The sequence below is a fragment of the Nonomuraea sp. NEAU-A123 genome (genome assembly GCF_018603905.1).
Taxonomy (GTDB): domain Bacteria; phylum Actinomycetota; class Actinomycetes; order Streptosporangiales; family Streptosporangiaceae; genus Nonomuraea.
This window is the reverse complement of record NZ_JAHFZZ010000008.1, coordinates 132,652-159,586: the sequence shown is the minus strand read 5'-3', so window position 1 is coordinate 159,586 and position 26,935 is coordinate 132,652. Positions and strand designations below refer to the sequence as shown.

Sequence of the window (26,935 nt, the reverse complement as noted above, 5' to 3'; positions counted from 1 at the left end):
CGATGCTAAAGGCCGTTCCGCGACCAGGCAATGGCCCGTTGGCCGCCTTGCGCCACCGACAAATCCGGCTTTATTTCCCTATATTCAACAATCCGAGTACGTGCCAATCTATTGGGAAATCAGAGCGTCTCGACCCTGAAAGTGGTCTGGTACGTGCGCGACTCCTGGGGACCGAGCCAGATCATGCTGCCGTCCTCCCGGGCCGCCGCGTCGCCGCCCACGTGGTGGGTGGACGGCTCCAGGCCGACCGCGTAGTTGCCGGAGCGCAGGTTCAGCCATTCGAAGAAGCAGGGGAACTGCGAATCCCGCCACTCCACACTGACCTTCATGCCCAGCCGGTCGTTGACCACCGCGACCCGGTGCAGGCCTTGGGCGTCGGGGTTCAGCGCGTGTTCGTACACCTGCTCCACGAAGCCCGGCACCGGGCCGGGGAAGGTCAGGTGGTCGGCCCCCTGCTCGGCGACGCTGTCGGTCTGCCAGAGGGTCTCGCGGATGTCCGCCTCGAACCGGGCGCCCTCGTCGAGCAGGGGCCAGCCGAGGTTGATGTGGTACAGGAACATGTGCGGCGTCGGCTCGAACCCCGCGTTGGTCACGGTGTCGGTCAGCCGGATCTCGTCGCCGCCCAGGTCGGCCTCGATGCGCCGGGTCAGGCGGAGGTTCTCGGCGAAGATCGCCGTCTGCCGTACCTCTCCCTCGGCCCACAGGACGCAGCGGTCGCCGTCCCAGCGCTCGCCGTAGCCGGTCAGCCGGGCGGGCAGGTTGCCGGCCCGGCCGTGCAGGCCGTGCCGGACGGACGTGCGGGGCGGGTAGCGGTAGGTGTCGGCGGGCACCTCGCCGCCGAACAGGGTGTGGTCGAGTCCGGCCGTGACGATGAGCCCGGAGAAGGAACGCAGCCAGGACAGGCCGTCCTCGTCGGCGTTCTCGTGCAGCCCCGGATGGCGGAACCCGGTGGGGGAGCGCCAGCCGAAGGACCGCCCGGCGTGCTCGGCCGCCCCGATGTCCATGCACCGGTCGACCAGCACGTCGAAGGCCAGTCCTGAACCGGTGCGGAACTCCAGCGTCCGGATGCCGCGCTCGGCGCCGTCGCCGAGCGTCACCAGGCGGACCCCGCCCGCCGCGGCCGGGTCGCCGGTGAGTTCCGCCAGTTGCCTGCGGGTCGGCGTCATGCCATCACCCACCCTCCGTTGACTTCGATGGTCTGGCCGGTGACGAACGACGCGTCCGGTCCGGCGAGAAAGGACACCACGGCGGCCAGTTCCTCCGGGCGGCCGCGCCGCTGGAGCGCCTGCCGTTCCAGGACGAACCGGTTGTACGCCTCGGGATCGGGGTGGATCTCCTCGGCGGCCGTGGGGAAGGCGCCGGGCGAGACGCAGTTGACGCGGATCTCGCGCGGGCCGAGCTCGCGGGCCAGGGCCCTGGTCAGGGCGGTGGCGGCGCCCTTGGTGGCGACGTAGGCGGCCAGGTCGGGCCAGCCGCCGTGCATGGTGATCGACGCGATGTTGATGATCGCGCCTCCGCCCAGCGAGGTCATCTGCCTGGCCGCGTGCTGGGCCGCCAGCCAGTAGGCGCGCTGGTTGACCGCGTGCACGTCGTCGTACTCGGCCAGCGGCACCTCCAGGAAGGGCCTGCTGGGATAGATGGCCGCGTTGTTGACCAGGACGCCGACCGGGCCGAGCCGGTCGGCCGTACGGGCGAAGGCGTCCTCGATGGCGGCCGGGTCGCGCAGGTCGGCGGCCAGGTTGAGGGTGCCGTCGAGTGAGCCGGCGTCGAGGTCGAGCGCCGCCACCTGGTGGCCGTCGGCGGTCAGGCGGCCGACGATGGCCCGGCCGAGTGCGCCGGCCGCGCCGGTTACCAGCGCCGTGGTCATGTCCACTCCTTGTGCAGGTCGTCGAGGATGTCGCGGGACGGCCTGCCGGCGGTCAGTCCGTCGCGGATCAGGGCGGAGGTCCGCTGCTGCTTGGCGATGTACCCGGGGAAGCGCGGCCGGATCCAGGCCGCCTCCACGGTGTCGCGGGTGTCGCGGTAGAAGCCCGCGGTGTCCCAGACCGAGCGGGCGGCGGGCTGGCCTCCGGCGGCGGGGAACAACCCGGCCTGCACCGGCTCCGACAGCAGCCGGCGCAGGTGGGTTTGGATAGCGTTCTTGAGTCCACCGACCCGGCTCTTGGAGACCGCCAGGCCGGTGCCGCCGAGCACGCTTCCTGGTGTCCGGCCGGGCCAGGCGGGGGCGTCGGCGAAGGCCAGCGGATAGGTGGCGTAGCCGTACACCAGCGGGCACAGGTCCGGCCCGCCCGCCGCCATCGCGTCGAGGACGCCGATCGGGTTGCGGAGCGAGACCTCGGGGTCGGCCAGCGCGAGCAGTTCGGCCATGAGCTCCAGCGCCCGCAGCCCCTCTTGGCGGTCGAGGAAGTCGCCCGAGCACACCGCGCAGAACATGAGGAACGCGTGCGGCCCGCCCAGGCACAGCGCCAGCCGCCCACCGCTCCGCGCGAACTCCACCGTCTCGGGCCACGTCTCCGGGACATGCACGCCCGGCCAGGCGGCGGCCACCTGGGCGGCCGCGTCGAGCGGCAGCGCCCACTGGCGCCCGTCCAGGTGGTAGCTGTCATACGAGCGGCCGACCGTTCCCGAACGGAAGCGCGCCAGCTCGGCCGCCGAGAACAGCTCGTCCATCGGCACCAGCGAGTCCAGCGCCGCGCCCAGCCCGGGGTGGTCGATCACCAGCACGTCGTACGACTCGCAGAGCGCGGCGATCGGCTCGGACTCGAACCCTTCGAGCGGCTGGCGGTCCCACTCGATCGGCTCGGGCACGTCCCCGTACGGGTTCGGCCCGGCCAGGTCGAGGCGGGTGAGCTCGTCGAGCGGGGCGTGGCCGCGGGGGTGGTCCCAGGTCAGTCCTCGCACGCCAGCACGCCCTTCTCCACCAGCTCGGCCGTGCGTTCCGCCGGGTAGCCGAGCTCGCCGAGTATCTCCGCGGTGTGCTCGCCCACCAGCGGGGCGCCCCTGCGTACCTTGGGCGGGGTGGCGCTGAAGCCGTACGGGAAGCCGGGCGTGGTGACCGTGCCCTCGGTGCGGTGGTCGTAGGTGACGAACGAACCGTTGTGCCGCACCTGCGGGTCGGCGACCAGCTCCGCGTAGCCGTACACCGGGCCGGCCCACAGGTCGTGGCGGGCGCAGATCTCCAGCCACTCGGCGGTGGTGCGTTCGGGCAGCCGCCGGGCGACCGTCGAGGTGATCTCGTCGCGCTGGGTGTGGCCGTCCATGCCGGCCAGTTCGGGCAGGTCGAGCGCGAGGGCCAGTCCGTCGAGCCGGGGCATGCCGAGCGCGAGGTAACCGTCCTTGGTGGCGAACACCCCGTACGGCGCGCGGATGTAGGTGTGGCCGTGTGGCTCGCGCCCGCGCCGCTGCGGGACCCCGCCGACGGTGAAGACCGACAGCTCCTGCATCTGTACGGCGATGGCCGCGTCAAGCATGTTGACGCTCACCCGCTGGGCCTCGCCGGTGCGCTCGCGGTGCAGCAGCGCGGCCAGCGTGCCCTCGAAGGCGCTGTAGGCGGTGATCGCGTCGATCGCGTAGGTGCCGGCGGGCGCCGGGGGATCGCCGTCGCGGCCGGTGCTGAGCATGGCGCCGCTCATGGCCTGGAGCAGCAGGTCCTGTCCCGGCCTCGACACGTACGGGCCGGTCTCGCCGTACCCGGACATGGAGACGTAGACGACGCGCGGATTGAGCCCGCTGATGGTGTCGTGGTCCATGCCGAGCCGCTCGGCCACGCCGGGCCGGTAGTTCTGCAGGAACACGTCCGCCGTCGCGGCCAGCCGGTGGACGATGTCGCGGCCTTCGTCCGACTTGAGGTTCACGGCCAGGCTGCGCTTGTTGCGGTTGAGCGACAGGAACGAGGCGTTGACTCGATTGCCCGTGGCGCCTCCGGCCGGAGCGTGGCGCTGCCACTCGCCGGTCACCGGCTCCACCTTGATCACGTCCGCGCCCAGGTCGCCCAGACGCATGGCGGCCAGTGGCCCCGCCATGGCGATGGACAGGTCGACCACGCGGTAACCGTCGAGGACGCCCATCAGCGTCCCTTGAAGACGGGCTCGCGGCGCGCGGCGAACGCGGCCCGGCCCTCGGCCGCGTCGGCGGTGGCGAAGCAGACGGTCTGCAGGTCGCGTTCGTACTGGATGGCCTGGTCGAGGGGCATCGTGTACGCCGCCTTGAGGTTGGCCTTGGCCGTCTGGGCCGCGATCGGCGGCCGGGCGGCGATCTTCCCGGCCAGTTCCCGTACGGCCGGCAACAGCTTGTCCGGGGGCAGCACCTCGGTGACGAGCCCCCAGTCCCTGGCCCGCGCGGCGTCGATCGGGTCGCCGGTGAGCAGCATGACGGCCGCGTTGCCGGGGCCGACGGCGTGGGCGAGCAGGGCCGACTGGCCGCTGCCGCCGATCCAGCCGAGCTTGATCTCGGGAGCGGCGAACGTGGCGGTGCTCGCGGCCAGCCGGATGTCGCAGGCCATGGCCAGCTCCAGGCCGCCGCCGTAGGCGTAGCCGTTGACGGCGGCGATGATCGGCTTGCGCAGGGCACGGACCGCGTCGCCGTAGTCGCCGCGATTGCGGAACTCCCACGGCGTGGCGTACGCGTCGAGCTCGCGAATGTCACTGCCCACGCAGAACGAGCGCTCCCCGGCGCCGGTGAGCACGGCCACCCGGATGCCGGGGTCGGTGTCCACGCGGTCGAGGCAGGCGCGCAGCGCGCCGGCCATCTCGGGGGTGATGGCGTTGAGTTTGGCGGGTCTGTTCAGGGTGATGACGGCCACCGGGCCGTCCACGTCGAGAAGGACGTCCATGGATTCCCTCAGCAGTGGAGCGCGTCGGCGCGGGCGACCTCGACCACCTCGCGCATGGCCTCTTCGGCCTTGCGGTGATGGCGACGCCTGATGGCCACGGCCACGCGCTCGTGATTGGGCAGCGTTTCCTTGTTGTGGGCGACCGATCGGGTGTGCACCTGCCGTACCGAGCGCAGGGCGATGCTGATCATGTCGTAGATGTAGAGCAGCAGGTCGTTGTCGGCGGCGCCGAACACCGCCCGGTGAAAGGCCAGGTCGGCGCCGATGAAGGGGTCGGGGTCGTCGGCCGTGGCGTGCAGCGCGGCCAGGGCCTCGTCGATGCGCTGGATGGCCGCCGCGTCCGCCCGCTCGGCCGCCACCCTGGCCGCCCCGGGCTCCAGCGCGACCCGCAGGTCGGCCAGCACCCGGATGTCCGCGGGTGCCGCGTCGGGCACGAACCGCCAGCTCAGCACGTCGGCGTCGAGCAGGTTCCAGGACTCGCGCGGACGGACGCGGGTGCCCGCGCTCCTCCTGGTCTCCAGCAGGCCCTTGCCGGCCAGCACCTTCACGCCTTCCCGTACGGCGGAACGGCCCACGCCGAGCTCGTTGACCAACTGCTCCTCGATCGGGATGGGCGTGCCGGGAACCAGCGAGCCGTCGACGATCCGGGCACCCAGGGCGTGCACGACGTGGGCATGCCGGGCCGTGTCCGGGTAAGGATCGGTTGCCACGGTTTCCTCCGTATTCGGATGTTTGGCACAGTATCGGGACGGTCGGCTTTTTCATAGACTTTCATCAGATGAAGCGCGGACTTCATCTGATGAAGCTAGGAGTGTTCATGCACATCGTACGTTTTGTCAGCCCGCTGACCAGCGCGGATGCCGTAGGCGTCGACGACGGCGACCAGGTGACGCAGTTGGACGGTGTCACCACCGTCGGCGAGCTGCTCCGCCTGTCCGTCGCGGAGCTGCGCGAGCGGTGCGCCGCCGCGGCCGGCCCGCGGCACCCGTCCGCGTCCGTCCGCAGGCTCGCGCCCGTGGACGGGCTGATGGAGGTGTGGGCCGCGGGTGTCACCTACCGGCGTTCGCGCGAGGCGCGGGTGACCGAGAGCGAGCGGGCGGCCGACGTGTACGAGCTCGTCTACGATGCCGAGCGGCCCGAGCTGTTCTTCAAGTCCGTGGCCTGGAAGGTGTCGGGGGACGGCGGCCGGATCGCCGTACGCGCCGACTCGGAGGTCGACGTGCCGGAGCCGGAGCTGGGCCTGGTGCTGAACTCCGCGGGCGAGATCGCGGGCTACACGGTGGTCGACGACGTCAGCTCGCGCACCATCGAGGGGGTCAACCCGCTGTACCTGCCGCAGGCCAAGATCTACCTGGGGGCGTGCGCGGTCGGCCCGGCGATCAGGCCCGTCTGGGAGGTGGCCGACCCGTACGCGCTGGACATCACGCTGACCATCGCCAGGGCGGGGGAGACGGTCTGGGACGGCAAGGCGTCCACCTCGGAGCTGCACCGGCGCCTGGACGACCTGGCCGGGTATCTGTTCCGCGCCGACGCCTTCCCCGACGGGGCGGTGCTCTCCACCGGCACCAGCCTGGTCCCCGACCTGCCGTTCACGCTGCACGACGGCGACACCGTGACCATCGGCATCGCCGAGATCGGCACGCTGACCAGCGGCGTGGTGAAGGGCCTGGCCGCCATGCGCTGATCGGGCAGTGGATTCAACGCACGAAAAGGACCGGGCCGGGCACCACTACTGGTGCCCGGCCCGATCGCATGCCGCCCGGTGTGGTCACGGACCGCAGGGCGGCGTGAAGATGACGAGCCTTCCCTGACGGACGCCCCAGCCTCCGGAAGGCTGGTTGCAGCCCCTCCAGAACTGGCCGATGAGCTTGTCGTTCTCGTCGAAGTAGTCGAAGACGAGCAGGACGTCGCCCCCGGACGGGGGAACCGAGATGTTGACCGTCGGCTCGGCGACGGGCGCCGTGGCCGACGCGGTGCCGGCCGGCAGCAGCACGAGTGCCGCGGCGAGGACCGCGGCCAGGAGGGTGGCCAGTGCGCACGTTACGGCGAAGAAGACACCGCGGAAACGGCGAGGGTTGGTCATCGAAGCGTCCTTTCTGTCGGTTCTCCATAAGTAGGGCGTTCCATCGCGTTCCGTGACGGGACACCGGAAGACAGCAAACGTTTACCGCCCGTCCATCCAAGATCACCTAACCGGCCAATAATGATCTTTACGTTTGCGGCGTTTGTGCATTGCCCCCACCGATAGTGGAAGGACATTCGTGCGCATCCCCACCCGGGCCATCGTCGCCGCCATGGCGGCGCTCCTGGCTCTGAGCACCGTGAACGCCGCCGGAACCCCGGTCATCGCGGACACGGATCCCGCTCTGGCGGCACTCACTCAGGTCGTCCCCGAGATCGTCGAAGAGGCCAAGACCACGCCTCCCACCGAGATCCCCGAAGGCGACGTCCAGCGGCCCTTCGCCATCGCGACGGACCCCGACCGCACCCTGGTCGCGACCGTCAGCGAGACCGACATCGGCATCGGCATGCCGGAGGCCGCGGGCAACGGCAACCAGCCGCTCCCCGGCCTGGTCACCTACGCGGCCAAGCAGCCCAGCGTCGCCTACGCCCACCAGCGCACCGGCCAGATCGCCCGGGCGCTGACCATCATCAAGGACTCCTCGGCGCCGACCGAGTACCGATTCCCGATCTCCGCCCCCGAGGGCAGCATGCTGGAGGTCGAGGACGACGACGGCACCGTTCTGATCTACAACAACGACTTCTACCTCGGCGAGATCGACCTGCCCTGGGCCAAGGACGCCAACGGCAACGCGGTGCCGACCTCCTACCGGGTGGAGGGCATGACGCTCATCCAGACGGTGAACCACACGGGTGCCGCTTACCCCGTGGTCGCCGACCCCGCGCTCAAGCTGCAGTGCGAGTGGTGGAAGGCCATGTGCCGGCTCATCTTCTCGAAGAAGCTCACCAAGAAGATCTACAACGCCTGGTTCGTGGCCGGCGTCGCCGGTGCCATCGAGGCGATGAAGTACGCCTGCGACAAGCTCAAGGGCAAGGCCAAGCTGATCTGCAAGATCGCCTACACGGCGGGCGGCGCCTCGGCCGTCTACAAGGTCCGGGAAGCCGCCAACAAGAACCAGTGCTTCGCGGTCCGGTTCCAGGCGCCAGGCATCGTCTGGTACGAGGTCCGCAAGAAGAGCTGCCAGAGCAAGTAACGCCGCACCATCCCGACGCCCCCGCCGGTCCGGCGGGGGCGTCGCCCTACGCGCACACCTTCTGCGTCGCCCAACGCACACCTCTCGCGTCGCCTCACGCGCACACCTTCTGCGTCGCCCTACGCACACCTCTCGCCTCGCCCCACGCGCACATCTCCCGGAGCACCCATGCCTGCCATCACGCCACGGGCCCTTGCCGGTGGTCTCGCCCTGCTGCTTCTCCCGCTGGCCGCGCTCCCCTCGCCCGCCGCTGCCGAACCGCTCGCCGCCGGGTCGCCGTCCCCGTCCACCGTCGCCACCGCCGGGTCCCCGGCCGCCGCCCCCACCGCCGCCGGGTCGCCATCTCCGGCCGCCCCCACCACCGCGTCGAAGCCGGTGGACGACCCGAGCGCACCCGCCCGTCTCGCGGCCGAGCCGAGCGCGCCCGACGAGGCCTCCGCTCGGCTGTCCGCCCGTCTGAGCGGCCGGCGGGTGGAGGTCGCGGACGGCCGTACCGAGACCACCACCACCTACGCCAACCCGGACGGCACGCTGACGGTCGACTCGTTCGCCGGCCCGGTCAGGTTCCGCCGCGACGGCGCGTGGGCGCCGGTGGACATCTCGCTCACCGAGGCGCCGTCGGGCGAGATCGTGACCCGGGGCCACGGCCGGGCGCTCAGACTCGGCGGCGGACGGCCCGGCGTGGCCCGGCAGGCGTCCGGGGCGACCGACCTGATCACGATCGGCGAGGGCGCCACCAAGGTGACCCTGCAGTGGAAGGGCGCGCTGCCCACCCCACGCCTGTCCGGCGAGACGGCCACGTACCCGGACGTCATGCCGGGCGCCGACCTGGTCGTCACCGCCACCAGGACGGGTGCCGAGCAGTTCCTGCTGGTCAAGGGCCGCCCCGCCACCCCGCTCTCGTACACCCTGCGGCTCGGCGCGCCGGGCGTGCGGCCCCGCCAGGCTCCGGACGGTGGCGTCGAGCTGGTGGACGACAAGGGAAAGACGACCGCCACCATCCCGGCCCCCGTCATGTGGGACGCCACGGTGGACCCGGGCTCGGGCGACCACCTGCGCCGCGCGCCCGTCGCCATGAAGGTGTCCGGTCGGGACCTCGTCCTCACCCCCGACCCCGCCTTCCTCGGCGACCCGGCCACGAAGTACCCCGTCACGGTCGATCCTTCGCTCAACCTCGGCCAGGTCTTCGACACGTTCGTGCAGGAGGGCTACGGCACCGACCAGTCGGGCGCGACCGAGCTCAAGATCGGCAACAACGGCAGCGGCCAGGTCGCCCGGTCGTTCATCACCTGGAAGACCCCCGGCATCGCGGGCAAGAAGATCACCGCGGCGTCGCTGAAGCTCTGGAACTTCCACTCGTGGTCGTGCAACACCAGGTCGTGGGAGGTGTGGTCGGCCAACCGGGCCTCGACGTCCTCGCGCTGGCCCGGCCCGGCGCTGGCCGACAAGTACGCCGCCTCCAGCGAGACCAAGGGCTGGGGCAGCGGCTGCGCCGACGGCTGGGTGAGCGCCAACGTCACCTCGTTGGTCCAGTACTGGGCCAACGAGGGGTGGAAGGAGTCCGGCATGGGCCTGCGGGCCGCCAGCGAGACCGACGAGTACGCCTGGAAGCGTTTCAACTCGGGCAACGCCTCGGCCCACCTCCCGTATATCTCGGTGACGTACAACTCCTACCCGAGTACCCCGGTCTCCACCTGGCTCTCCCCGTACGTCGACTACAACGGCACCCGCTGGACCAACACGCTCACCCCGCAACTACGCAACCACGTGCGCGATCCCGACGGCGGCAACGTGCGCGGGCTGTTCGACGTGTACGCCGGCTCGACGCTGGTCATCGACAACCTCTACGGCGCGTACGTGGCCAGCAACGGCTTCTCCGGCGCGAACGTGCCCGCCGGAAAGCTGGCCAACGGCAAGACGTACACGATCCGGTCGTGGGCCAACGACGGGTCGCTCAGCTCGAAGGCGTACCAGACGGCGACGTTCTCCGTGGACACCGTCAAACCGCCCGCGCCCTCGGTCACCTCGGCCGACTACCCGGCCGACGGCGGCCTGCACGGCGACGCCGGCAAACCGGGCACCTTCACCTTCACGCCCGCGAACACCGACACCGGCTGGATCGCCTACCGGCTCGACGACGCGGCGGTCACGAAGGTGCTCACCACCGGCGCGGCCGTCTCCGCCAAGCTGACCCCGCCCACCGTGGGCGCGCACACCGTCAGCGTGTACACCCTGGACAAGGCCGGGAACGCCTCGCCGACCACCGTGTACGCCTTCAACGTCGGCTCGGGCGCGGCCGTGGCCACGCTCGACGCGCCGAAGGACGGCCTGCGGAGCACCGGCAAGGTCCCGCTCGCGGTGACCGGCATCGGCTTCACCCAGGCGAGGTTCCAGTACCGGCGGGCCGAGACCGACGAGTGGGCCGACCTGCCCGTGGCGAACGTGGTCACCGCCGACGGCAAGCCCCTGACCGCCTGGCCCGTGGCCGCGCCGAACAAGGTGTCCGGCCTGGTCTGGGACGCCGGAACCCAGCTCGGCGACGCCGCGGTGCAGGTGCGCGCGCTCGTCACCGGCACGGCGGGCACACCGGTGGAGTCGTCGTCCGCCGAGATCGTCGTCGACCGCCGCGCCACCAAGGCGGCGACCAGCGAAGTCGGTCCGGGCACGGTGAACCTGCTGACCGGTGACTACCGCCTCCAGACCACCGCGGGCGGCCCGTTCGGCCTGACACTCACCCGGACGGCCACCTCCAGGAACCCCGGCTGGTCGCAGGGGATCGCCTCACTCGTGGAGACCTCGCCGAACTCGGTCCAGGTGACCAGGGCCGATGGCACTCCGGTCCAGTTCACCAGGACCAAGGACGGATGGAAGCCGGAGCGCGGGGCCGAGGACCTGACGCTCACCGGCACGTACACGCTCACCGACTCGCGGGGACAGGCGACCACGTTCGCCAAGCAAGGAGACCGGTACCTGCCCACCGAGTACGCTTACGAACAGGACCGGCCCAAGTCGCTCACCCGCTCCGGCCACACGCTCGACTTCGGCTACGGCACCGACGGCCGCCTGAGCACCGTGTCCCTCCAGGGAGCCGTGATAACCCAGTACACCTACGACAGCGCCGGACGCCTCGCCGAGACCTGGGACCCGAGGATCATCCCCGTGCTGAAGACCGTCTACGGCTATGACAGCGCGGGCCGCGTCTCGACGCTCACCCCGCCGGGCGAGCTGCCGTGGACCTTCGGCTACGACGCCGACGGCCGCCTGAAGACCGTCGCCCGCTCCACGCTCAAGCCGGGCACCGCCGACCAGATCGCGGGCGAGGCCAAGAGCACCATCGTGTACGGGGTGCCGCTCGGCAAGGCGGCCGGCGGCCCGGCCGATCTGACGGCCACGGCCATCGCGGCCTGGGGGCAGGCGGACGCTCCCGTGACGGCCACGGCGGTGCACCCGCCGGGGTCGATGATCCGGCCCACCGTGACGTACCTGGACGAGTCGGGCCGGGCGGTCAACGTGCTGACCCCCGGCGGGCACCTGTCCGCCGTCGGCTACGACCGGTTCGGCCACGCGACGCGCATGCTCACCGCCGCGAACAGGGAGCTGTCGCAGCGGCCGACGACCGACTACCGGCTCGCCGAGCTGGCCATCACCGGCTACGGCGCGGACGAGCGGGCGGAACTGCTGTCCACCCGCTCGGTCTACGACGCCTCGGGCCGCCGAAAGATCGAGGAGCTGAGCCCGGTCCACATCGTGAACCTGGAGTCCGACGTGGACGACCTGCCCGCCGGGTACGGCATCGGCGCCAGGACCCGCACCGTGAGCACGTACGACGAGGGCCGGCCGACCGGCGCGGCGGCCCGCGATCTGCCGACCACCGTCAAGGCCGGCGCCGTGATCGTCGGGCGCGAGTCCAAGCCGGACGCGGACGTCAGGACCACCGCCATCACCTACGACTGGGCCACCGGCCGGCAGCTCAAGACGGTCCGCGACCCCGGCGGCAAGGCCGTCACCACCGACACCGCCCCGCCCGTCCTGTACACGGCGACCGGCGGCGCCCCGTGCGGCGGGCGGCCGGAGTGGGCGGGCCTGGTGTGCCAGGACGGCGGGCGGACGTACACCTACACCGCCGCCGGCCTGCCGAACACGGTGACCGAGGCAGGCACGGTCACCACGATCAAGCGCGACGCGGCCGGCCGGCCCATCACGACCCAGGCCGGCGGGGAAGCCGAGATCGGCATCGGCTACAGCCCGGCCACCGGCCGGCCCACCGAACGGTGGCGCGGCACGGAGAAGATCGTGACGGCCTACGACCGGCTGGGCCGGGTCATCTCCCACGCCGACGCGGACGGCGGCCAGACCCGCACCGAGTACGACGACCTCGACCGCCCGGCCAAGGTCGTGGACTCGGCCTCGTCCACCAGGGTCTACGCCTACGACCACACGGCCGAGCCGCGCGGCCTGCCCACCTCGGTCACCGACTCGGTCGCGGGCACCTTCACCGCCCGCTACGACGACGAGGGCCGCCAGATCGAGGGCGACCTGCCGGGCGGGCTGCACCTGGTCTCCGCCTACGACGAGCGCGGCCAGAACTACGCCCGGATCTACACCCGGGACGGGCTGGAAGGCCCCGTGATGATCGACCAGATCGGCCGGAACGTCCACGGCCAGGAGCTGCTGCGCATGCGCAGCGACACCATGTCCGACCGGCAGCTCGGCTACGACAAGGCGGGGCAGGTCGCCTCGGTGCTGGAGATCGCCTTCCCGCTGTGCACGCTGCGCCGCTACGGCTACGACGGCGTGGGCAACCGGGTCCGGCTGGCGGTGCAGGCGTCGGAGGAGGACTGCCCGGTGGCCGACGACTCCGCCGCGAGCATCACGACGTACGCCTACACCTCCGACGGCAGGCTGACCGGAGACGGCTACGGCTACGACCCGGCGGGCCGCACCACCTCGCTGCCGGGCGGGCGGACTATCGGCTACTTCGCCGACGGCGGGCCGGCCAAGCAGACCTCCGGCCAGCGGAGCCTGACCTGGACGCGCGATCCGGCGGGCCGGATCAGGTCGGAGACCACCGAGGCGGGCGCGGTCACCGTCCACCACTACGCCGCAGGCGGCGACCAGCCCTCCTGGGTCGCCGAGAACGGCGCGGTCGTCCGTCATGTGGCCGGCGTCGGCGGCGAGCTGGCCGCGCTCACGGGCGCGACCGGGTCGGTACGCCTCCAACTGCTCACCGTCGGCGGAGACGTGGGCTCTGAGCTGGATCTCGACAGCGGCCTGGCGACCGTGGTCGGGTACGACGAGTTCGGCGTGGCTTCCGAGCCGCGCCGCTACGGCTGGCTGGGCGGCGCGTTCCACCCGACCACGCTGGACGGGACGGTGCTGGTGTCGGGCCGCCTGTACGACCCGTCGCTCGGCCGCTTCCTCCAACGGCCCTACTGAGCCGTCCCCCGTGCGGTTCCGGTCACCGAGTGGCCGGAACCGCATCCTTCACGCCCACGACCCTGGGCGTGTCACTGGTGGCGGCCTCGGGTGATCGCTCTCGCCAAGGCTCTCACCCACCCCGCCGAGGATCGCCGACGCCTGCCGGCCAGCATCCCCGTGGGCGTCCCCGGCCGTCCCGACAGACCGGCCGCGAGCAGCCAGGGGGGAACGCCGTCTCCGTCTTCACGTCTACCCATGCCAGATCTCCTCCTCATCGGGTGATCTCCACGGTAGGTCGAAGCGGATTGGCTACCCTGGCCAATTGGATGCCGAAGAACCAGACCAATGCCGCGTGGGACACGCTGCTGGATCTCGAGGCGCAGCCGGCCGGGCCGCTGCACGACCGCCTGCGCAGGGCGCTGCGGTCCGCGATCGTCAGCGGCCGGATCGCCGCCGGCAGCGCCCTGCCGCCCAGCCGTACGCTGGCAGCCGACCTGGGCTGCTCGCGCTGGGTGGTCACCGAGGCGTACGCGCAGTTGGCAGCCGAGGGCTACCTCGAAGCACGCGCCGGCTCAGCCACCCGAGTCCGCCCCGGAGTCGCAAGCCCGGCCACGGGGGTGCGACCCGGTTTCGGCGACTCGCCCGTCGGTGGGCGGCGTGGAGTTGTCGGTTCGCCCACGGGCGTGCGGCCTGGTGTTGTCGGCTCGCCCACGGGGGAACGGTCTGGAGTCGCGGGCTCGCCCTCGCCGGGGCCGCCGTCGACCCGTCCGGCTTCGCCGTCCGCGCATCCGCGCTTCGACTTCACGCCCGGCCTGCCCGACCTGCGGGCGTTCCCGCGCAAACGTTGGGCGGACGCCGTACGGGAGGCGGGCAGGCAGTCCCCGTTCACCGACCTCGGCTACCTGGAACACGCCGGTCACCCGCAACTGCGGGAGACCCTCGCCGGATACCTGACGCGTTCGCGCGGTGCCGCCATCTCGGCCGAGGATCTGACGATCTGCGCGGGGACCACCGACGGCCTGGCCCGGATCGCCCGCAGCCTGCGCGAACACGGTCACACCCACCTGGCCGTGGAGGACCCCGGCTGGACCTGGACCCGCGAGGCAGTCACGGACGCCGGCCTGGTCGCCGTCCCCATCAGCGTCGACGGGGACGGGCTCCGCGTCGATCTCTTGCGCGACCAGCCATGGATCAGGGCCGCCATCGTGGCTCCGGCCCACCAGTTCCCCACCGGTACGGTCCTGGCGCCCGCGCGGCGGGCCGAGCTCATCCGGTGGGCGCACGACGTCGACGGCATCCTCCTGGAAGAGGACAAGGACGCCGACTACCGCTACGACCGCCGCCCGGTCGCCGCGATCCAGGGCATGGCGCCCTCGCGGACGGCCCTGCTCGGCTCGGTCAGCAAGACGCTGTCACCGGCCCTGCGCATCGGCTGGTTCGCCACCCCGCCACGCTGGACACCGGACGTCGCCGCGGCCAACCCACTGGCCCTGCCGCCGCCCGTACTCGATCAGCTGGCCTTTGCCTGGTTCCTGGACAACGGCGGCTACGACCGTCACCTGCGGGCCTGCCGGCGGCGCTACCGTGCCCGCCGTGACGCCCTGGTCGGCGAGCTGGCCCGCCGGCTGCCGGGAGCCCGGGTCTCCGGGGCGGCGGCCGGACTTCACCTGCTGCTCCACCTCGACGGCGTCCGGGCCACCGAGGTCGTCGCCGCCGCGGCCTGCGACGGGGTCAGCGTCGACGCCGTCGGCAACTACACCTCGGAGGCGGGGGCCGGGGATTCGACGCTGATCCTCGGATACGGCAACCTCGCCGACAGCGCCGTGGCCGAGGCCGTCTCCCGCCTGGCCGACGCGATCGAGAGAGTGAGCCTCCTCTAGAACCGGCGGTCAGAGACGCGCCCCGGGAGGCGTTCTCACCGCAGCGTGGGAGACGGCGGCCACCGGCCCAGGGGCGTCGCGCGGGTCAGGGGGTGAGCAGGGCCTTGATGGCCCGGCGTTCGTCCATGGCCCGGTATCCCTCGGCGGCCTGCTCCAACGGCAGGGTGAGGTCGAAGACCTTGCCGGGGTCGATCTTCCGGTCCCAGATCAGGCCGATCAGCTCGGGCAGGAACCGGCGCACCGGGGCCGGGCCGCCGAGCAGATTGACCTGGGCGAAGAAGAGTTCCTCCCCGCTGAGGGCGACGTCGTGGTTGACGCCCACGAAGCCGACATTGCCACCGGGGCGGGCGGAGCGGATGGCCTGCTGCATCGACTCCTGGGTGCCGACCGCCTCGACGACCGAGTGGGCGCCCAGCCCGCCGGTCAGTTCCTTGACCTTGGCCACGCCGTCGTCGCCTCGCTCGGTGACGATGTCGGTGGCGCCGAACTCCCGGGCCAGCTTCTGGCGCGTCTCGTGGCGGCTCATGGCGATGATCCGCTCGGCGCCCAGCTGCTTGGCGGCCAGCACCGCCAGCAGGCCGACCGCGCCGTCGCCGACGACCGCGACCGTCCTGCCGGGGCAGGCCTGGGCGGCCACCGCGCCGAACCAGCCGGTGCCCAGCACGTCGGAGGCGGCCAGGAGGCTGGGGATCAGCTCCGCGTCGGGCATGCCGGGGGTGGCCACGAGCGTGCCGTCGGCGTTCGGGATCAGGGCCCGTTCCGCCTGGGTGCCGACCTCGTTCATGAACACGCGGTGGACGCAGGAGGAGGGATAGCCCGAGCGGCAGATCTCGCAGGTGCCGTCAGAGGAGACGAACGAGCCGACGACGAACTGGCCGGGCTTGACGTTCCTGACCTGGCTGCCGACCTCCTCGACGATCCCGACGTACTCGTGTCCCATCGGGGTGGGCTGATCGACGGAGTCCACACCCCGGTAGGGCCACAGGTCCGAGCCGCAGACACAGGCCGCCGACAGCCGGATGATCGCATCCGTCGGGGCGGTGATCTTCGGGTCGTCGATCTCCTCCACCCGGACATCGCCGGGGGCGTGCATCACTACACCACGCATGTCATTCACTCCTTGAGCCTGTTGTCCAGAATCTGTGGTTCTCCGCAGGCCACGCCCGCTCGGCGCCGGCCCGGATCGGCGAAACCCCTATGCGGCCGTCCGTACGGCAGGGCCGGGCACTACCCATGAAAAGCGCTGGTCAGGCGGTGAGGAAGGCAGTGGTGAAAGGTGTACTGACAGGGCACCCCTACGAGGTGGGAGGCCGCATAACCTGAGGAGAATGGACAACCGCCGCGAGATCCGTGAGTTCCTGACCTCTCGCCGGGCCAAGATCAGCCCGCAGCAGGCCGGGCTACCCTCCTACGGAACCCGCCGGGTCCCCGGGCTGCGCCGCACCGAGGTCGCCCAACTGGCCGGAGTGAGCGTGGAGTACTACTCCCGCCTGGAACGCGGTGACCTGTCCGGAGTCTCCGACCAGGTCCTGGACGCCCTGGCTCGCGCACTGCGGCTGAATGACGCCGAACGTACCCACCTGGAGGATCTGGCCCGCGCCACCGGCCCCGGCTCGCGCGGTCGACGCCGCCCCACCCCCGACCAGGTCCGGCCCTCAGTGCAGCGGCTGCTGGACTCCATGACCGACGCGCCGGCCTTCGTCATGAACGGCCGCGGCGACGTCCTGGCCACCAATGCCCTCGGCCGCGCCCTGTACGCGCCCATGTTCGACGCCGCCCGCGGCGCCACCCCCAACCACGCCCGCTTCATCTTCCTCGACGTCCGCTCCCACCTGTTCTGGGGCGATTGGGAACGCGCCGCCGACGACACCGTCGCCCTCCTGCACGCCCAAGCAGGCCGCGACCCCCACGACAAAGACCTCACCGACCTGGTCGGCGAGCTGTCCACCCGCAGCGAGGACTTCCGTACCCGCTGGGCCCGCCACGACGTCCGCCAGCACCACCTCGGAGCCAAACCCTTCCACCACCCCGTCGTCGGCGACCTCCACCTCACTTACGAGTCCCTGGACCTGCCCGCCGACGGCCTCACCCTCGTGGCCTACGGCACCGAGCCCGCAAGCGACTCCGAAGACAAACTCCGCCTCCTGGCCAGCTGGGCCGCCACCCGCGAGCCCCAGAACGCCGACCACCCGCACACCGAGCGCACCTGACATACACAGCCCCACGGACAGCCGATCACGACACGCTCTCTTTATGCCTTTATGTCTTGATTGTGGTGCGCCGTTCGAGCAAGACGTCCATCTCACGCTTGCCGGCCTGGCCGACGCGCTCGTGCAGGTAATCGGTTGGGCGGCGCCTGGTGGCGTAGGGCGGCCAGAACCAGGTCACGTCGGTGCGGCCTACTCGATGTGGGCGAGGAAGAAGTCCCGGACGTCCTCGGCGAGCAGCTCCGGCACCTCCATCGCGGCGAAGTGGCCGCCGCGCTCGAACTCCGACCAGTGCCTGATGTCGTACAGCCGCTCGGCCAGCGGTCGCACCGACTGCGTGATGTCGTGCGGGAACACCGCTACGCCGACCGGTACCGGGCACGGCCCGATCCCCAGCGGGGTGTCGTGGTGCAGCCGCGCCGAGGAGGCCGCTGTGGCGGTCAGCCAGTACAGCGAGATGTCGGTGAGCATCCGGTCGTCACTGATGTGCGAGCGAGGGTCGGTCCACTGCGCGAAGCGCTCGGCGATCCAGACCAGTTGGCCGACCGGCGAGTCGGTCAGCGCGTAGCCGATGGTCTGGGGGGTGAGGGCCTGCAGAGCCTGGTACGGCGGCCGGTTCGCCAACAGCTGCCGTACCTTGTCCAGCCGGGCCTTGTCCGTCGCGGACAGTTCGATGTCGGCGTCCGGGACCGGCCGGGTCGGCAGGAAGTTGACGTGTACCCCGACGACCTGCTCGGGTGCCACCGCGCCGAGCGCCATGGAGATGCCCGAGCCGAAGTCGCCGCCCTGCGCGCCGTAGCGCTCGTACCCGAGACGGCGCATCAGCTCGGCCCAGGCCCGGGCGACCCGGACGATGTCCCAGCCGCGTTCGTGGGTCGGCCCGGAGAAGCCGTACCCCGGGATGGACGGGATCACCAGGTGGAAGTCGCGCGACAGCGGCTCGATCACGTCGAGGAACTCCAGGAACGAACCGGGCCAGCCGTGGGTGAGGACCAGCGCGAGCGCGTCCGGCTTCGAAGACCGGACGTGGACGAAGTGGATGTTCTGGCCCTCGATCTCGGTGGTGAAGTGCGGGAGCTCGTTGAGCTTGGCCTCGTGCTCGCGCCAGTCGTAGCCGGTGCGCCAGTGTTCGGCCAGTTCCTTGAGCCGCGCCAGCGGGAATCCGTAGTCCCATCCGGCGTCGGCGACCTCGTTGGGCCAGCGGGTGCGGGAGAGCCGGTCGGTCAGGTCGTCGAGGTCGGCCTGGGGGATGTCGATGCGGAACGGCTTGATCATGGTCTTGACTCCAGACGGACTCATTCGTCGTTCAAACGTTTGGACAACTAACGTTTACCCCGCAAACGATAGCACGATCATTAGTGCGTCCAACGATTCGTTAGACTTGTCACATGGAGAACCCATCCGAGGAGACGCCCACCCCCTGGGAGGGCCTGCCCAGCTGGCTGCTCGGCCAGACCGCCAACCACGCGCACCGCCTGGTAGGCGACGGGTTCTCGTCCGTCGGCGCCCGCGGCTACCACTACCGCCTGCTGGCGACGCTGGAGGAGTCCGGCCCGGCCAGCCAGGCCGCGCTGGGCCGCCGTAGTGGCATCCACCTCAGCGACATGGTCGCGACGATCAACGAACTCGCCGATCGCGGACTGGTCGAGCGCGCCCCGGACCCCTCCGACCGGCGGCGCAACATCATCTCGCTGACCTCGGCGGGCAAGCGGCAACTGCGGCGACTGGAGAAGCGGCTGGCCGAATGCCAGGACGAACTGCTGGCTCCGCTGTCACCCGAGGAGCGACAGCGGTTGACCGAGCTGCTGTCCAGGCTGCTGGATCACCACAACCAACGAGCCGGCACCTCCGAAGAGCCGTGGCGCTGACTGGGAAAGCACGGGTGATCAAGGCCCGTCCCGCTGCCTGACGCGGGGGTCAGCTCTCGTCGTCGTCCTCGGCGAGGCCGTCGTCACCGACCAGGGCGGCTATTCGGATCTTGTGTACGTCACGCGCGCCCCGGCACGCCGACATCTCCGGCACCGAGCTGTGATGGATCGACACGGCGTACTTCATTTGTGCGAGCCCGGCACGCTGGGTGGAGCTGCTGCAGGCAGGGAGCTGATCACCTGGGCGAGTTGTTCGGCGTAGTGCTCGACCAGCTCGGGGGAGACTGTGTCGGTGCCGAACAGGCCGCGGGCCAGGTGTGGGTAGACCGCGAGGGCGTTGCCGGCGCTCAGGCCGATGAGGATCAGCGCGGCCGGGTCGAAGCGATCGTCGATCTCACCGGCGCGCTGCCGCTCGCGGAGCACTTGCACCTCGTGCTGGAGCTGGGCGTTGCGTTCCTGCGTCTCCTCATCGTCCTCGCCGGTGTCGTAGAGGCCGTCCCAGGCGAGCAGGCGCCCGCCGAGGCGGGGGTCGACGCTCGCCCGCACGCCGTGCTTGATCTGCTCGGCGAAGTCCAGATCGTCGGGGATCGTCTCGGCCTCGTAGGCCCGCCAGCGGCGGCCGATCTCCCGGTACAGGCCCCGCTTGCTGTTGAAGTAGTAGGAGATGAGCTGCTGGTTCACACCAGCGCGTTCGGCGATGTCGGTGACCCGGGCACGGTCGAAGCCCTTTGCGGAGAACACCTCCACGGCGGCATCGAGGATGCGCGCCTTGGTGCGCTCAGCGTCGCGCTGCCGCTCGTGTGGGGCGGGCGATCGCCTGGTCCGCTGCCGCCCGGCCGGTTCCTGGCCCTGGGGCGTGTGCTGTGTGGCCATGGCCATGATTCTGTCATACGTTCGCAAGATTTAATCAAACGGCGATTTGACTATTCTATGCGAGAGATTGACACTGCTCCATGGGCCGCTGATTCGACGGTGTGCCCTTGCCTCCCGAGAGCCGGGCGGTGTCTTCAAAGGGAGTGGTCATGGCCCGTGCGAGTAACCGAGGGTCCGCGGCCGCCGCCTTAGCGCCGGCGGCGCCTCCGAAGCGGTGGGCCGCCGCGATCGTCATGATGATCGCGGCGCTGCTGGATCTGATCGACGCCTCGATAGTGAACACCGCCCTGCCGTCCATCGGCCGTAGCCTGCACGCCTCGCCGGCGGAGCTGGAGTGGACGGTATCCGCCTACATGCTTGGGTTCGCCGCGACGCTGATCATCGCGGGGCATCTGGGCGACCGGTTCGGCCGCAAGAGGCTGTTCCTGACCGGCGTGGCCTGCTTCGCCCTGGCGTCCGCGGGCAGCGCCATCGCCTCCGGCCCGGGCCAGCTGATCGCCGCCCGCGCGGTGCAGGGAGTGGCCGCCGCGGTCCTGCTGCCGCAGGTGCTCGGTTCGCTGCGCACCATGTTCGACGGCGCGGAGCGCGGCAAGGTCTTCGGCCTGTTCGGGGTCACGGCGGGCGTCGCGAACGCCGCGGGCGTGCTGCTCGGCGGGGTGCTGACCGACTGGGACCTGTTCGGCTGGGGTTGGCGCACCATCTTCGCCGTGAACATTCCCATCGCCGCCGGGGCCCTGCTGCTGGGCGCGAAGTGGATCCCCATCTCACGGGAACGCACCGGCGGACGCATCGATGTGGCCGGCAACCTGATCCTCGCGCTGTGCCTGGTGGCGATCGTGCTGCCGCTGGTGGAGGGCCGCTCGAACGGCTGGCCGCTGGGGGGCTGGATCTGCCTGGCCGGCGGTGTCCTGGCCCTTGCCGCCCTGGTGGGCTACGAGTCCTGGCGCCGGATCGAGCACCCGCTGCTGCCCGCCGCGCTCTTCAAGCGGCCGGCTTTCGGCTCGGGTCTGCTGATCCAGCTGCTGTTCGGTGCAGGTATGTCCGGCTTCTTCCTGGTTTTCACCATCTGGCTGCAGGCCGGCCAGGGCTACACACCCAGCCAGGCCGGTGTGCTGATGATCGCCATGAGCGCCGGCGCCTTCATCTCCGCCCCCGTCGTCGTCACCTTGGTCGCCAAGATCGGCCGCAACATCCTGGTCATCGGGAACCTGCTGATGGCCGGCGGGCTGTTCTGGGTCCAGTGCGCCCTGAACGACGCGGCTCCCTGGCACACCGGGGCCTGGCCGCTGGTGCCCGGCCTGCTCGTCGCCGGCATCGGCCTTGGCTTCGTGGTCGTGCCGCTGGTCGACATCGTTCTCACCGCAGTACCCGAGCACCTCGCGGGCGGCGCCTCCGGCATCTTCTCCACCGCCCAGCAGTTCGGCGGTGCCCTGGGCGTCGCCATCATCGGCAACCTCTTCTTCACCCACGCGAGCCGGGGCCTGACCGGTGCGATCACCCACGCGGCCCCCTGGGCGATCGGCACCTTCCTCATCTGTGCCGTGCTCTGCCTGGGCCTGCCCGGCAAGAACCTCACCCGCAGCCTCGCCGACAGCTCGAGCACCCTCGACGCCGCCTGACCCCCACCCGCCCGAGTGCACCTCCACCCTCACTGTCAAGGAGATCCGTCATGGCCCACCTCGCCTTCATGAGCCTCGCCGAGTCCGGTCACCTCAACCCCCTCCTGCCGATCGCCCGGGAACTGGTCAAGCGCGGCCACCGCGTCACCTTTCCCGCCGATGAGTCGATGGCCGAACGCATCGGCCCGATCGGAGCCGAGATCATCTCCTATGAGCCCCGCCCCACCGAGACCATCGTGATCGACGGGATGGACGCCGCCGCACGCGCCACCCTCGCCGTACTCCAGCAACTGGAGCACGTTCTGCCGCAGATCGAGACCGGATACGCCGACGACCGGCCGGATCTGATCGTCAACGACTGGCTCGCCTGGGCCGGCCCGATGCTCGCCGCCAAGTGGCGTCTCCCCAGAATCCAGTCCTGGTCCGCCCACGCCGCCAGCGAGGGCTACGACTTCGGGAAGTTCATCGTCGGCATGTTCGCCGCCAGCCCTGTCAAGGCCGAGTTCGACACCCTGTTCGCCGCCATCCTCAGCCGGCACGGCATTCCCCCACTCCAGCTGCATGATTTCTACAAGCCCGCCGAGTTCAACCTCGTCTACCAGCCCAAGTCCTTCCACGTGCACAACGAGACCTTCGATGACCGCTACGCGTTCGTCGGCCCCACCCGGCTGCCCGCCGCGCAGGACTGGACGCCCCCGGGACGTCCGCTGGTCCTGGTCTCGCTGGGCACGATCATCAGCCGCCCGGACTTCTTCCACACCTGCATCCAGGCGTTCGCCGACGAGCCCTACCACGTCGTGATGTCCGTGGGCCACGGCATCAGCCCCGCCGATCTCGGGCCACTGCCCGCGAACATCGAGGCCCACCAGCACGTCCCACAGCCCGCCGTGCTCGCACACGCCGACGCCTTCGTCACCCACACCGGCATGAACTCCACGATGGAGGCCCTGGCAGCGGCCGTGCCGATCGTGGCCATCCCACACACCCCCGAACAGCAGACCACCGCCGACCGCGTCGCCGCCCTCGGCCTCGGCTCGACCCTCACTCCCACCGACGCCACCGCCGACCACCTGCGCGACGCCGTCCGCGGCCTGCTCGACGAGCCCGCCACCCGGCAGCGGCTACGCGCCATGCAGGACGACCTGCGCGCGGCGGGCGGCGCGCTCCACGCCGCCGACGCGATCGAGGCCCGCCTGCCCAGGTGAGGTCGCGGCCGGGACACATGCCCAACCCCTGCCGCAGTACGCCTCCGTACGCTCCCTGGAGCGCTACGCCAGGCCCGATGCCGAGAGATTGGCACGTCGGGTGCGGCGGGCGGGTCGGGGAAACGGATCAGCCGCGAGGCTGACACCGCGCCCGGCCCGACCCTGTTGCATTGCCCCGTGTCGCGATGAGTTTCGGTCGGGTCGCGGGTCTGTTCTGGTGACCGTCGTAGGGCGTCCTACGACGATGCCCGGTACGAGACACCACGGAGGACACCATGACGACCACACCGAGTGACCCGACCACCGCGCTGCCCGGCCGCCCGCCCATCGTCGACCTGGCCACCTGGCAGGCCGCCCGTGACGAGCTTCTGGTTCGCGAGAAGGCCCACACCCGCGAGGGCGACGCCATCGCCGCGGCCCGCCGTCGGCTGCCTATGGTGGAGTTCGACGGGACGGTCGAGGTCGTCGGGCCTGACGGCCCGGTCCCGTTCCTGGAGCTGTTCCAGGGCCGCGACGAGCTCGTGGTCTACAAGCACATGTGGCACGACGGCGCGCCGCACCAGGGGCAGTGCGAGGGCTGTACCACCGCGGCCTGGCACCTGAAGGACGCCGTCTACCTCAACGCGCGCGGCGTCTCGTTCGCCATCCTGACCACGGGGCGGTGGGACGAGGTGGCCTCCTTCGTCGAGTTCATGGGTTACACCCAGCCCTGGTACTCGGTGCGCGACGTGGAGGCGCCGGTCGGTCGCAGTATGGGTTCCATAACCTGCTTCCTGCGCGACGGCGATCGCGTGTTCCTCACGTACTCCACGACGGGCCGTGGCAACGAGCCGGTCAACGTGTCCATGGGTCTCCTCGACATGACGCCGTACGGTCGCGGCGAGGCGTGGGAGGACAAGCCGGAGGGCTGGCCCGAGGGGCGCGACTCGTGCTGGTCCTGGCGCTCGGACGCGGACGGGAACGCGACCTGGGGCCCGACCAGCCGCCCTGTGCCGCAGTGGACCCGCCCCGGCGCGACCCCCGTGGAGACCCTCGGCCGGAACGGCGACCACCACTGACGCGCCTTCGTCGACGGCGTCGGCAAGGTGTTAGGTGTGCCACCTGGCAGCTCAGCAACCGCCTTACCCGCTGACTCAGTTCACGGACGCTCTCTCGCTGATCAGCGAGTGGCGGCTTGGCGTCGGCCTAGGGGTTCCGGGCCGTCCCATGGAGGCACCGGTCCCACGGGGGTACCGGGCGGATTGGTGTGACGGGCCCATCGGTCCCTTCGGGCGCGACGAGCGGTGAGGGCTGGTGCGCCGGTCGCGCACTGGTGGCGGCAGGGGCGCCAGGCTCACCGGGGCCGCCGGGGCCAGCACCGGGCAATCAGGCTCATCGGGCGCGACGGACGCGACGATGGTGACGGGCGCGACAGTGGTGACGGGCGGTGGTCGGTTGAAGGTGACCGCCTTGGGGCGGTCACCTTCGGGTCAGCTGCTTACCGCGACCGGTTCGGCGTCGGTGCTGGCCGCCTGTGGCTTGACAGCGCTGCGCAGCGGGACCTGGCGGATGAACAGCGCGACCACGATGCCGATGGCGGCCACCACCGCACCCCAGGTGAACAGGGCGGTGACGCCGTTGGTGACGGCCTGCTCGAACAGTTTCTGGGCCGACTCAGGCAGGCTGCGGAGCAACTGCGGGGTCATCGAGGTGGCGGAGACCGCGACGGCGGGGGTTCCGGTGAGGGTGTCGGCCAGGTGGCTGGTGTAGACGGCGCCGAGTAGCGAGACGCCGAGTGAGCTGCCCATGTTGCGGAGGAAGGTCGACACGCCGGTGCCCGCGCCCATGTCGCGCAGGGCGAGGCTGTTCTGCGCGATGAGGGTGCTGGTCTGCATCATCGCGCCCATGCCGGCGCCGAGGAGCACCATGTAGACGCCGGACACCGTAGTGGAGGTGTTGACGTCCATGGTGGCGAAGAGTGCCAGGCCGATGGTGACCAGGATGGAGCCGATGATCGGCAGCGACTTGTAGTGCCCGGTCTTGCTGATCAGCTGACCGGCGCTCAGGCTGACGGCCATCGCGGCGATCATCATCGGCATCAGGAGCAGGCCGCTGTTGGTGGCGGAGGAGCCCTGGACGAACTGCTGGAACTGCGGCAGGAAGCCCATGGCGCCGAACATCGCGAACCCCGAGATGAAGGCGACCCCACCGGACAACGAGAAGTTGAGGCTCTTGAAGACCCGCAGCGGCATGATCGGCTCGGCCACGCGCCGCTCGACGATGATGAAGGCGACGAACCCGACCACCGCCACCGCGATCAGCCCGAGGATCTGCGCCGAACCCCATTCGTACTGGGTGCCGCCCCAGCTCGTGACGAGCACCAGCGCGGTGATCCAGATCGTCAGCAGCCCGGTGCCCCACCAGTCGATCACGGCCTTGCCGGTGCCCTTGGGCAGCTTGGCCAGGGTGATCCAGCACAGGACCAGGGTGACCGCGCCGAGCGGCAGGTTGACGTAGAAGGCCCAGCGCCAGCTCAGGTTGTCGGTGATGAAACCGCCGATGAGCGGGCCGCCGATCATGGCGACCGGCATGACGGCCATCATCACGCCTTGGTACTTGCTGCGGTCGCGCGGCGGGATCATCTCACCGATGATCGACAGCACGCCGACCATCAGCCCGCCCGCGCCCAGGCCCTGGATGGCACGGAAGGCCACCAGCTGCGCCATGTCCTGGGACACTCCGCACAGCGCCGAGCCGAGCAGGAAGATCGCCACGGCGATGGTGAAGATGACGCGGCGGCCGTACAGGTCGCCGAGCTTGCCCCAGATCGGCGTGGCCACGGTGGAGGCCAGCACGTAGCCGGTGGTCACCCATGCCAGGTGTTGGAGGCCGCCCAGCTCGCCTACGATCGTGGGCAGTGCCGGGGCGACGATCATGTTGTCCAGCATCGCCAGCAGCATGGCGACGACCAGGCCGCTCATTGTCACCAGGATCTGGCGGTGACTGAACCCCAGCCCGACCTGCTCCTCCGCCCTCGGGGGGTTATCTGCGCTGTCCTTGGCCATCACGTGCGCTCCTGCCGATCCATAGAACTTACCTGTCGGTCGGCAAGCGTACTTGCTAACCGGCCGGTAAGCAACTTGGTGTAGACTCTGAAGAGCTTGAGCAGAGGAAACGCGATGACGAAGACGGATCAGGTGCCGGGCACGCGGCGTAAGGGCAGCCAGACGCGGGCCGACATCCAGGAGGCCGCGCTGTCCTTGTTCACCGAGCGCGGCTACGACGCCACCTCGATGCGCGAAATCGCCGAACAGCTGGGGATCACCAAGGCCGCGCTCTACTACCATTTCGACAGCAAAGAGGCTGTCATCCGCAGCCTCTTCACCGACCACCTGCGCGCGCTCGACGACCTTCTCGACTGGGCCGCCGAGCAGCCGCGCTCCCCGGCACTCGCCTCCGAACTCCTGGGCCGGTGGCTCGCTCTGAGTGGGCAGCGGGGGTTGAAGACGATGCGGTTCGCCGCCGCCAACCACACCGCGCTGAAGTCGGCCGTACCGCCGGGCCAGGGTGGTGCGCTGGAGCGGATCGACCAGGCCACCCGGATCATCCTGGGCCCTGACGCTCCGCTGCAGGATCAGTTGCGCGTCCGGATGGCCCTGCTCAGCGTGCACAGCACCGTGCTGGCCGCCCAGGGCACCAAGGCGGAGAACGCCGACATCCTCACCGCCTCGATACGAGCGGCGACGCTTCTGGTCAGTGACCTGGTGCCGACTCCGGAAATCCCCATCGTCGAGTGAAGCGACGCCAGGGGATCGGGACGGTTCACGGACTGACGAGGAG

The 26,935-nt window shown here is 70.7% G+C and carries 22 protein-coding genes; 10 read left to right on the top strand and 12 right to left on the bottom strand.

Annotated elements, in window-relative coordinates:
• Positions 1 to 119: 119 nt before the first annotated feature.
• From KLK06_RS25885 to KLK06_RS62440, 6 genes are read right to left on the bottom strand one after another with little or no spacing between them, the layout of a single operon-like run.
• The gene (locus KLK06_RS25885; RefSeq protein WP_214638211.1) at positions 120 to 1,166 is read right to left on the bottom strand and encodes an aldose 1-epimerase family protein; all 1,047 of its coding nucleotides are present in this window, start codon (positions 1,164 to 1,166) and stop codon (positions 120 to 122) included.
• Entirely contained in the window at positions 1,163 to 1,867 is a 705-nt protein-coding gene (locus KLK06_RS25880) for an SDR family NAD(P)-dependent oxidoreductase (protein WP_214638210.1), read from the bottom strand. Before KLK06_RS25880 ends, KLK06_RS25885 begins: the two co-directional genes overlap by 4 nt.
• On the bottom strand, positions 1,864 to 2,901 hold the full coding sequence (locus KLK06_RS25875) for a hypothetical protein (RefSeq protein ID WP_214638209.1): 1,038 nt from the start codon (positions 2,899 to 2,901) through the stop codon (positions 1,864 to 1,866). Before KLK06_RS25875 ends, KLK06_RS25880 begins: the two co-directional genes overlap by 4 nt.
• A complete protein-coding gene (locus KLK06_RS25870) occupies positions 2,889 to 4,067 on the bottom strand; it encodes a CaiB/BaiF CoA-transferase family protein (RefSeq protein WP_214638208.1) in 1,179 nt (392 codons plus the stop codon). Before KLK06_RS25870 ends, KLK06_RS25875 begins: the two co-directional genes overlap by 13 nt.
• Positions 4,067 to 4,831 carry an enoyl-CoA hydratase/isomerase family protein gene (locus tag KLK06_RS25865; RefSeq protein ID WP_214638207.1) on the bottom strand — a complete coding sequence of 255 codons (765 nt, stop codon included), beginning with the start codon at positions 4,829 to 4,831 and terminating at the stop codon, positions 4,067 to 4,069. The genes KLK06_RS25870 and KLK06_RS25865 overlap by 1 nt, the downstream gene beginning before the upstream one ends.
• Positions 4,832 to 4,839: 8 nt before the next feature.
• The gene (locus tag KLK06_RS62440) at positions 4,840 to 5,541 is read right to left on the bottom strand and encodes a FadR/GntR family transcriptional regulator (RefSeq protein WP_214638206.1); all 702 of its coding nucleotides are present in this window, start codon (positions 5,539 to 5,541) and stop codon (positions 4,840 to 4,842) included.
• Positions 5,542 to 5,648: 107 nt separating this feature from the next.
• Between KLK06_RS62440 and KLK06_RS25855 the strand changes: the two genes are divergently transcribed.
• Complete coding sequence (locus tag KLK06_RS25855) at positions 5,649 to 6,515, top strand: fumarylacetoacetate hydrolase family protein (RefSeq protein WP_214638205.1); 867 nt, start codon at positions 5,649 to 5,651, stop codon at positions 6,513 to 6,515.
• Between the two features lie 84 nt (positions 6,516 to 6,599).
• Here the strand turns inward: KLK06_RS25855 and KLK06_RS25850 are convergent, their stop codons facing one another.
• Entirely contained in the window at positions 6,600 to 6,914 is a 315-nt protein-coding gene (locus KLK06_RS25850; protein WP_214638204.1) for a DUF6289 family protein, read from the bottom strand.
• A 178-nt stretch (positions 6,915 to 7,092) separates the two neighbouring features.
• On the opposite strand from KLK06_RS25850, the gene KLK06_RS25845 reads away from it, so the two are divergent.
• From KLK06_RS25845 to KLK06_RS25835, 3 genes are all read left to right on the top strand, one after another.
• Positions 7,093 to 8,046, top strand: a complete 954-nt coding sequence (locus KLK06_RS25845; RefSeq protein WP_214638203.1) for a hypothetical protein — start codon at positions 7,093 to 7,095, stop codon at positions 8,044 to 8,046.
• Positions 8,047 to 8,214: 168 nt separating this feature from the next.
• Positions 8,215 to 13,482, top strand: coding sequence for a DNRLRE domain-containing protein (locus KLK06_RS25840; protein WP_214638202.1), 5,268 nt, complete (start codon positions 8,215 to 8,217; stop codon positions 13,480 to 13,482).
• 308 nt (positions 13,483 to 13,790) lie between these two features.
• Positions 13,791 to 15,344 (top strand): PLP-dependent aminotransferase family protein, encoded by a 1,554-nt coding sequence (locus KLK06_RS25835; protein WP_214638201.1) that lies wholly within the window; start codon positions 13,791 to 13,793, stop codon positions 15,342 to 15,344.
• Between the two features lie 85 nt (positions 15,345 to 15,429).
• Here the strand turns inward: KLK06_RS25835 and KLK06_RS25830 are convergent, their stop codons facing one another.
• Positions 15,430 to 16,452, bottom strand: coding sequence for a zinc-dependent alcohol dehydrogenase family protein (locus KLK06_RS25830; protein ID WP_214638200.1), 1,023 nt, complete (start codon positions 16,450 to 16,452; stop codon positions 15,430 to 15,432).
• Between the two features lie 220 nt (positions 16,453 to 16,672).
• On the opposite strand from KLK06_RS25830, the gene KLK06_RS25825 reads away from it, so the two are divergent.
• Positions 16,673 to 17,554: a helix-turn-helix domain-containing protein gene (locus KLK06_RS25825; RefSeq protein ID WP_214638199.1), complete on the top strand. Its 882-nt coding sequence runs from the start codon at positions 16,673 to 16,675 to the stop codon at positions 17,552 to 17,554.
• A 189-nt stretch (positions 17,555 to 17,743) separates the two neighbouring features.
• Here KLK06_RS25825 and KLK06_RS25820 read toward each other — a convergent pair whose 3' ends face one another.
• Complete coding sequence (locus tag KLK06_RS25820) at positions 17,744 to 18,826, bottom strand: epoxide hydrolase family protein (protein ID WP_214638198.1); 1,083 nt, start codon at positions 18,824 to 18,826, stop codon at positions 17,744 to 17,746.
• Positions 18,827 to 18,939: 113 nt separating this feature from the next.
• Between KLK06_RS25820 and KLK06_RS25815 the strand changes: the two genes are divergently transcribed.
• The gene (locus tag KLK06_RS25815; RefSeq protein ID WP_214638197.1) at positions 18,940 to 19,419 is read left to right on the top strand and encodes a MarR family winged helix-turn-helix transcriptional regulator; all 480 of its coding nucleotides are present in this window, start codon (positions 18,940 to 18,942) and stop codon (positions 19,417 to 19,419) included.
• Between the two features lie 49 nt (positions 19,420 to 19,468).
• Here the strand turns inward: KLK06_RS25815 and KLK06_RS25810 are convergent, their stop codons facing one another.
• Positions 19,469 to 19,606: a hypothetical protein gene (locus KLK06_RS25810; protein ID WP_214638196.1), complete on the bottom strand. Its 138-nt coding sequence runs from the start codon at positions 19,604 to 19,606 to the stop codon at positions 19,469 to 19,471.
• On the bottom strand, positions 19,603 to 20,292 hold the full coding sequence (locus KLK06_RS25805; protein WP_214638195.1) for a TetR/AcrR family transcriptional regulator: 690 nt from the start codon (positions 20,290 to 20,292) through the stop codon (positions 19,603 to 19,605). Before KLK06_RS25805 ends, KLK06_RS25810 begins: the two co-directional genes overlap by 4 nt.
• Before the next feature lie 149 nt (positions 20,293 to 20,441).
• Between KLK06_RS25805 and KLK06_RS25800 the strand changes: the two genes are divergently transcribed.
• From KLK06_RS25800 to KLK06_RS25790, 3 genes are all read left to right on the top strand, one after another.
• Positions 20,442 to 21,911, top strand: coding sequence for an MFS transporter (locus tag KLK06_RS25800; RefSeq protein ID WP_214638194.1), 1,470 nt, complete (start codon positions 20,442 to 20,444; stop codon positions 21,909 to 21,911).
• Between the two features lie 50 nt (positions 21,912 to 21,961).
• Positions 21,962 to 23,116: a macrolide family glycosyltransferase gene (locus KLK06_RS25795; protein WP_214638193.1), complete on the top strand. Its 1,155-nt coding sequence runs from the start codon at positions 21,962 to 21,964 to the stop codon at positions 23,114 to 23,116.
• A gap of 275 nt (positions 23,117 to 23,391) precedes the next feature.
• Positions 23,392 to 24,174 (top strand): DUF899 domain-containing protein, encoded by a 783-nt coding sequence (locus tag KLK06_RS25790; RefSeq protein WP_214638192.1) that lies wholly within the window; start codon positions 23,392 to 23,394, stop codon positions 24,172 to 24,174.
• A gap of 411 nt (positions 24,175 to 24,585) precedes the next feature.
• On the opposite strand, the gene KLK06_RS25785 is transcribed toward KLK06_RS25790, so the two are convergent.
• Positions 24,586 to 26,160 carry an MDR family MFS transporter gene (locus KLK06_RS25785; protein ID WP_214638191.1) on the bottom strand — a complete coding sequence of 525 codons (1,575 nt, stop codon included), beginning with the start codon at positions 26,158 to 26,160 and terminating at the stop codon, positions 24,586 to 24,588.
• A gap of 114 nt (positions 26,161 to 26,274) precedes the next feature.
• Here KLK06_RS25785 and KLK06_RS25780 point away from each other — a divergent pair, with 114 nt between their 5' ends.
• A complete protein-coding gene (locus KLK06_RS25780) occupies positions 26,275 to 26,892 on the top strand; it encodes a TetR/AcrR family transcriptional regulator (protein ID WP_214638190.1) in 618 nt (205 codons plus the stop codon).
• Positions 26,893 to 26,935: the final 43 nt, after the last annotated feature.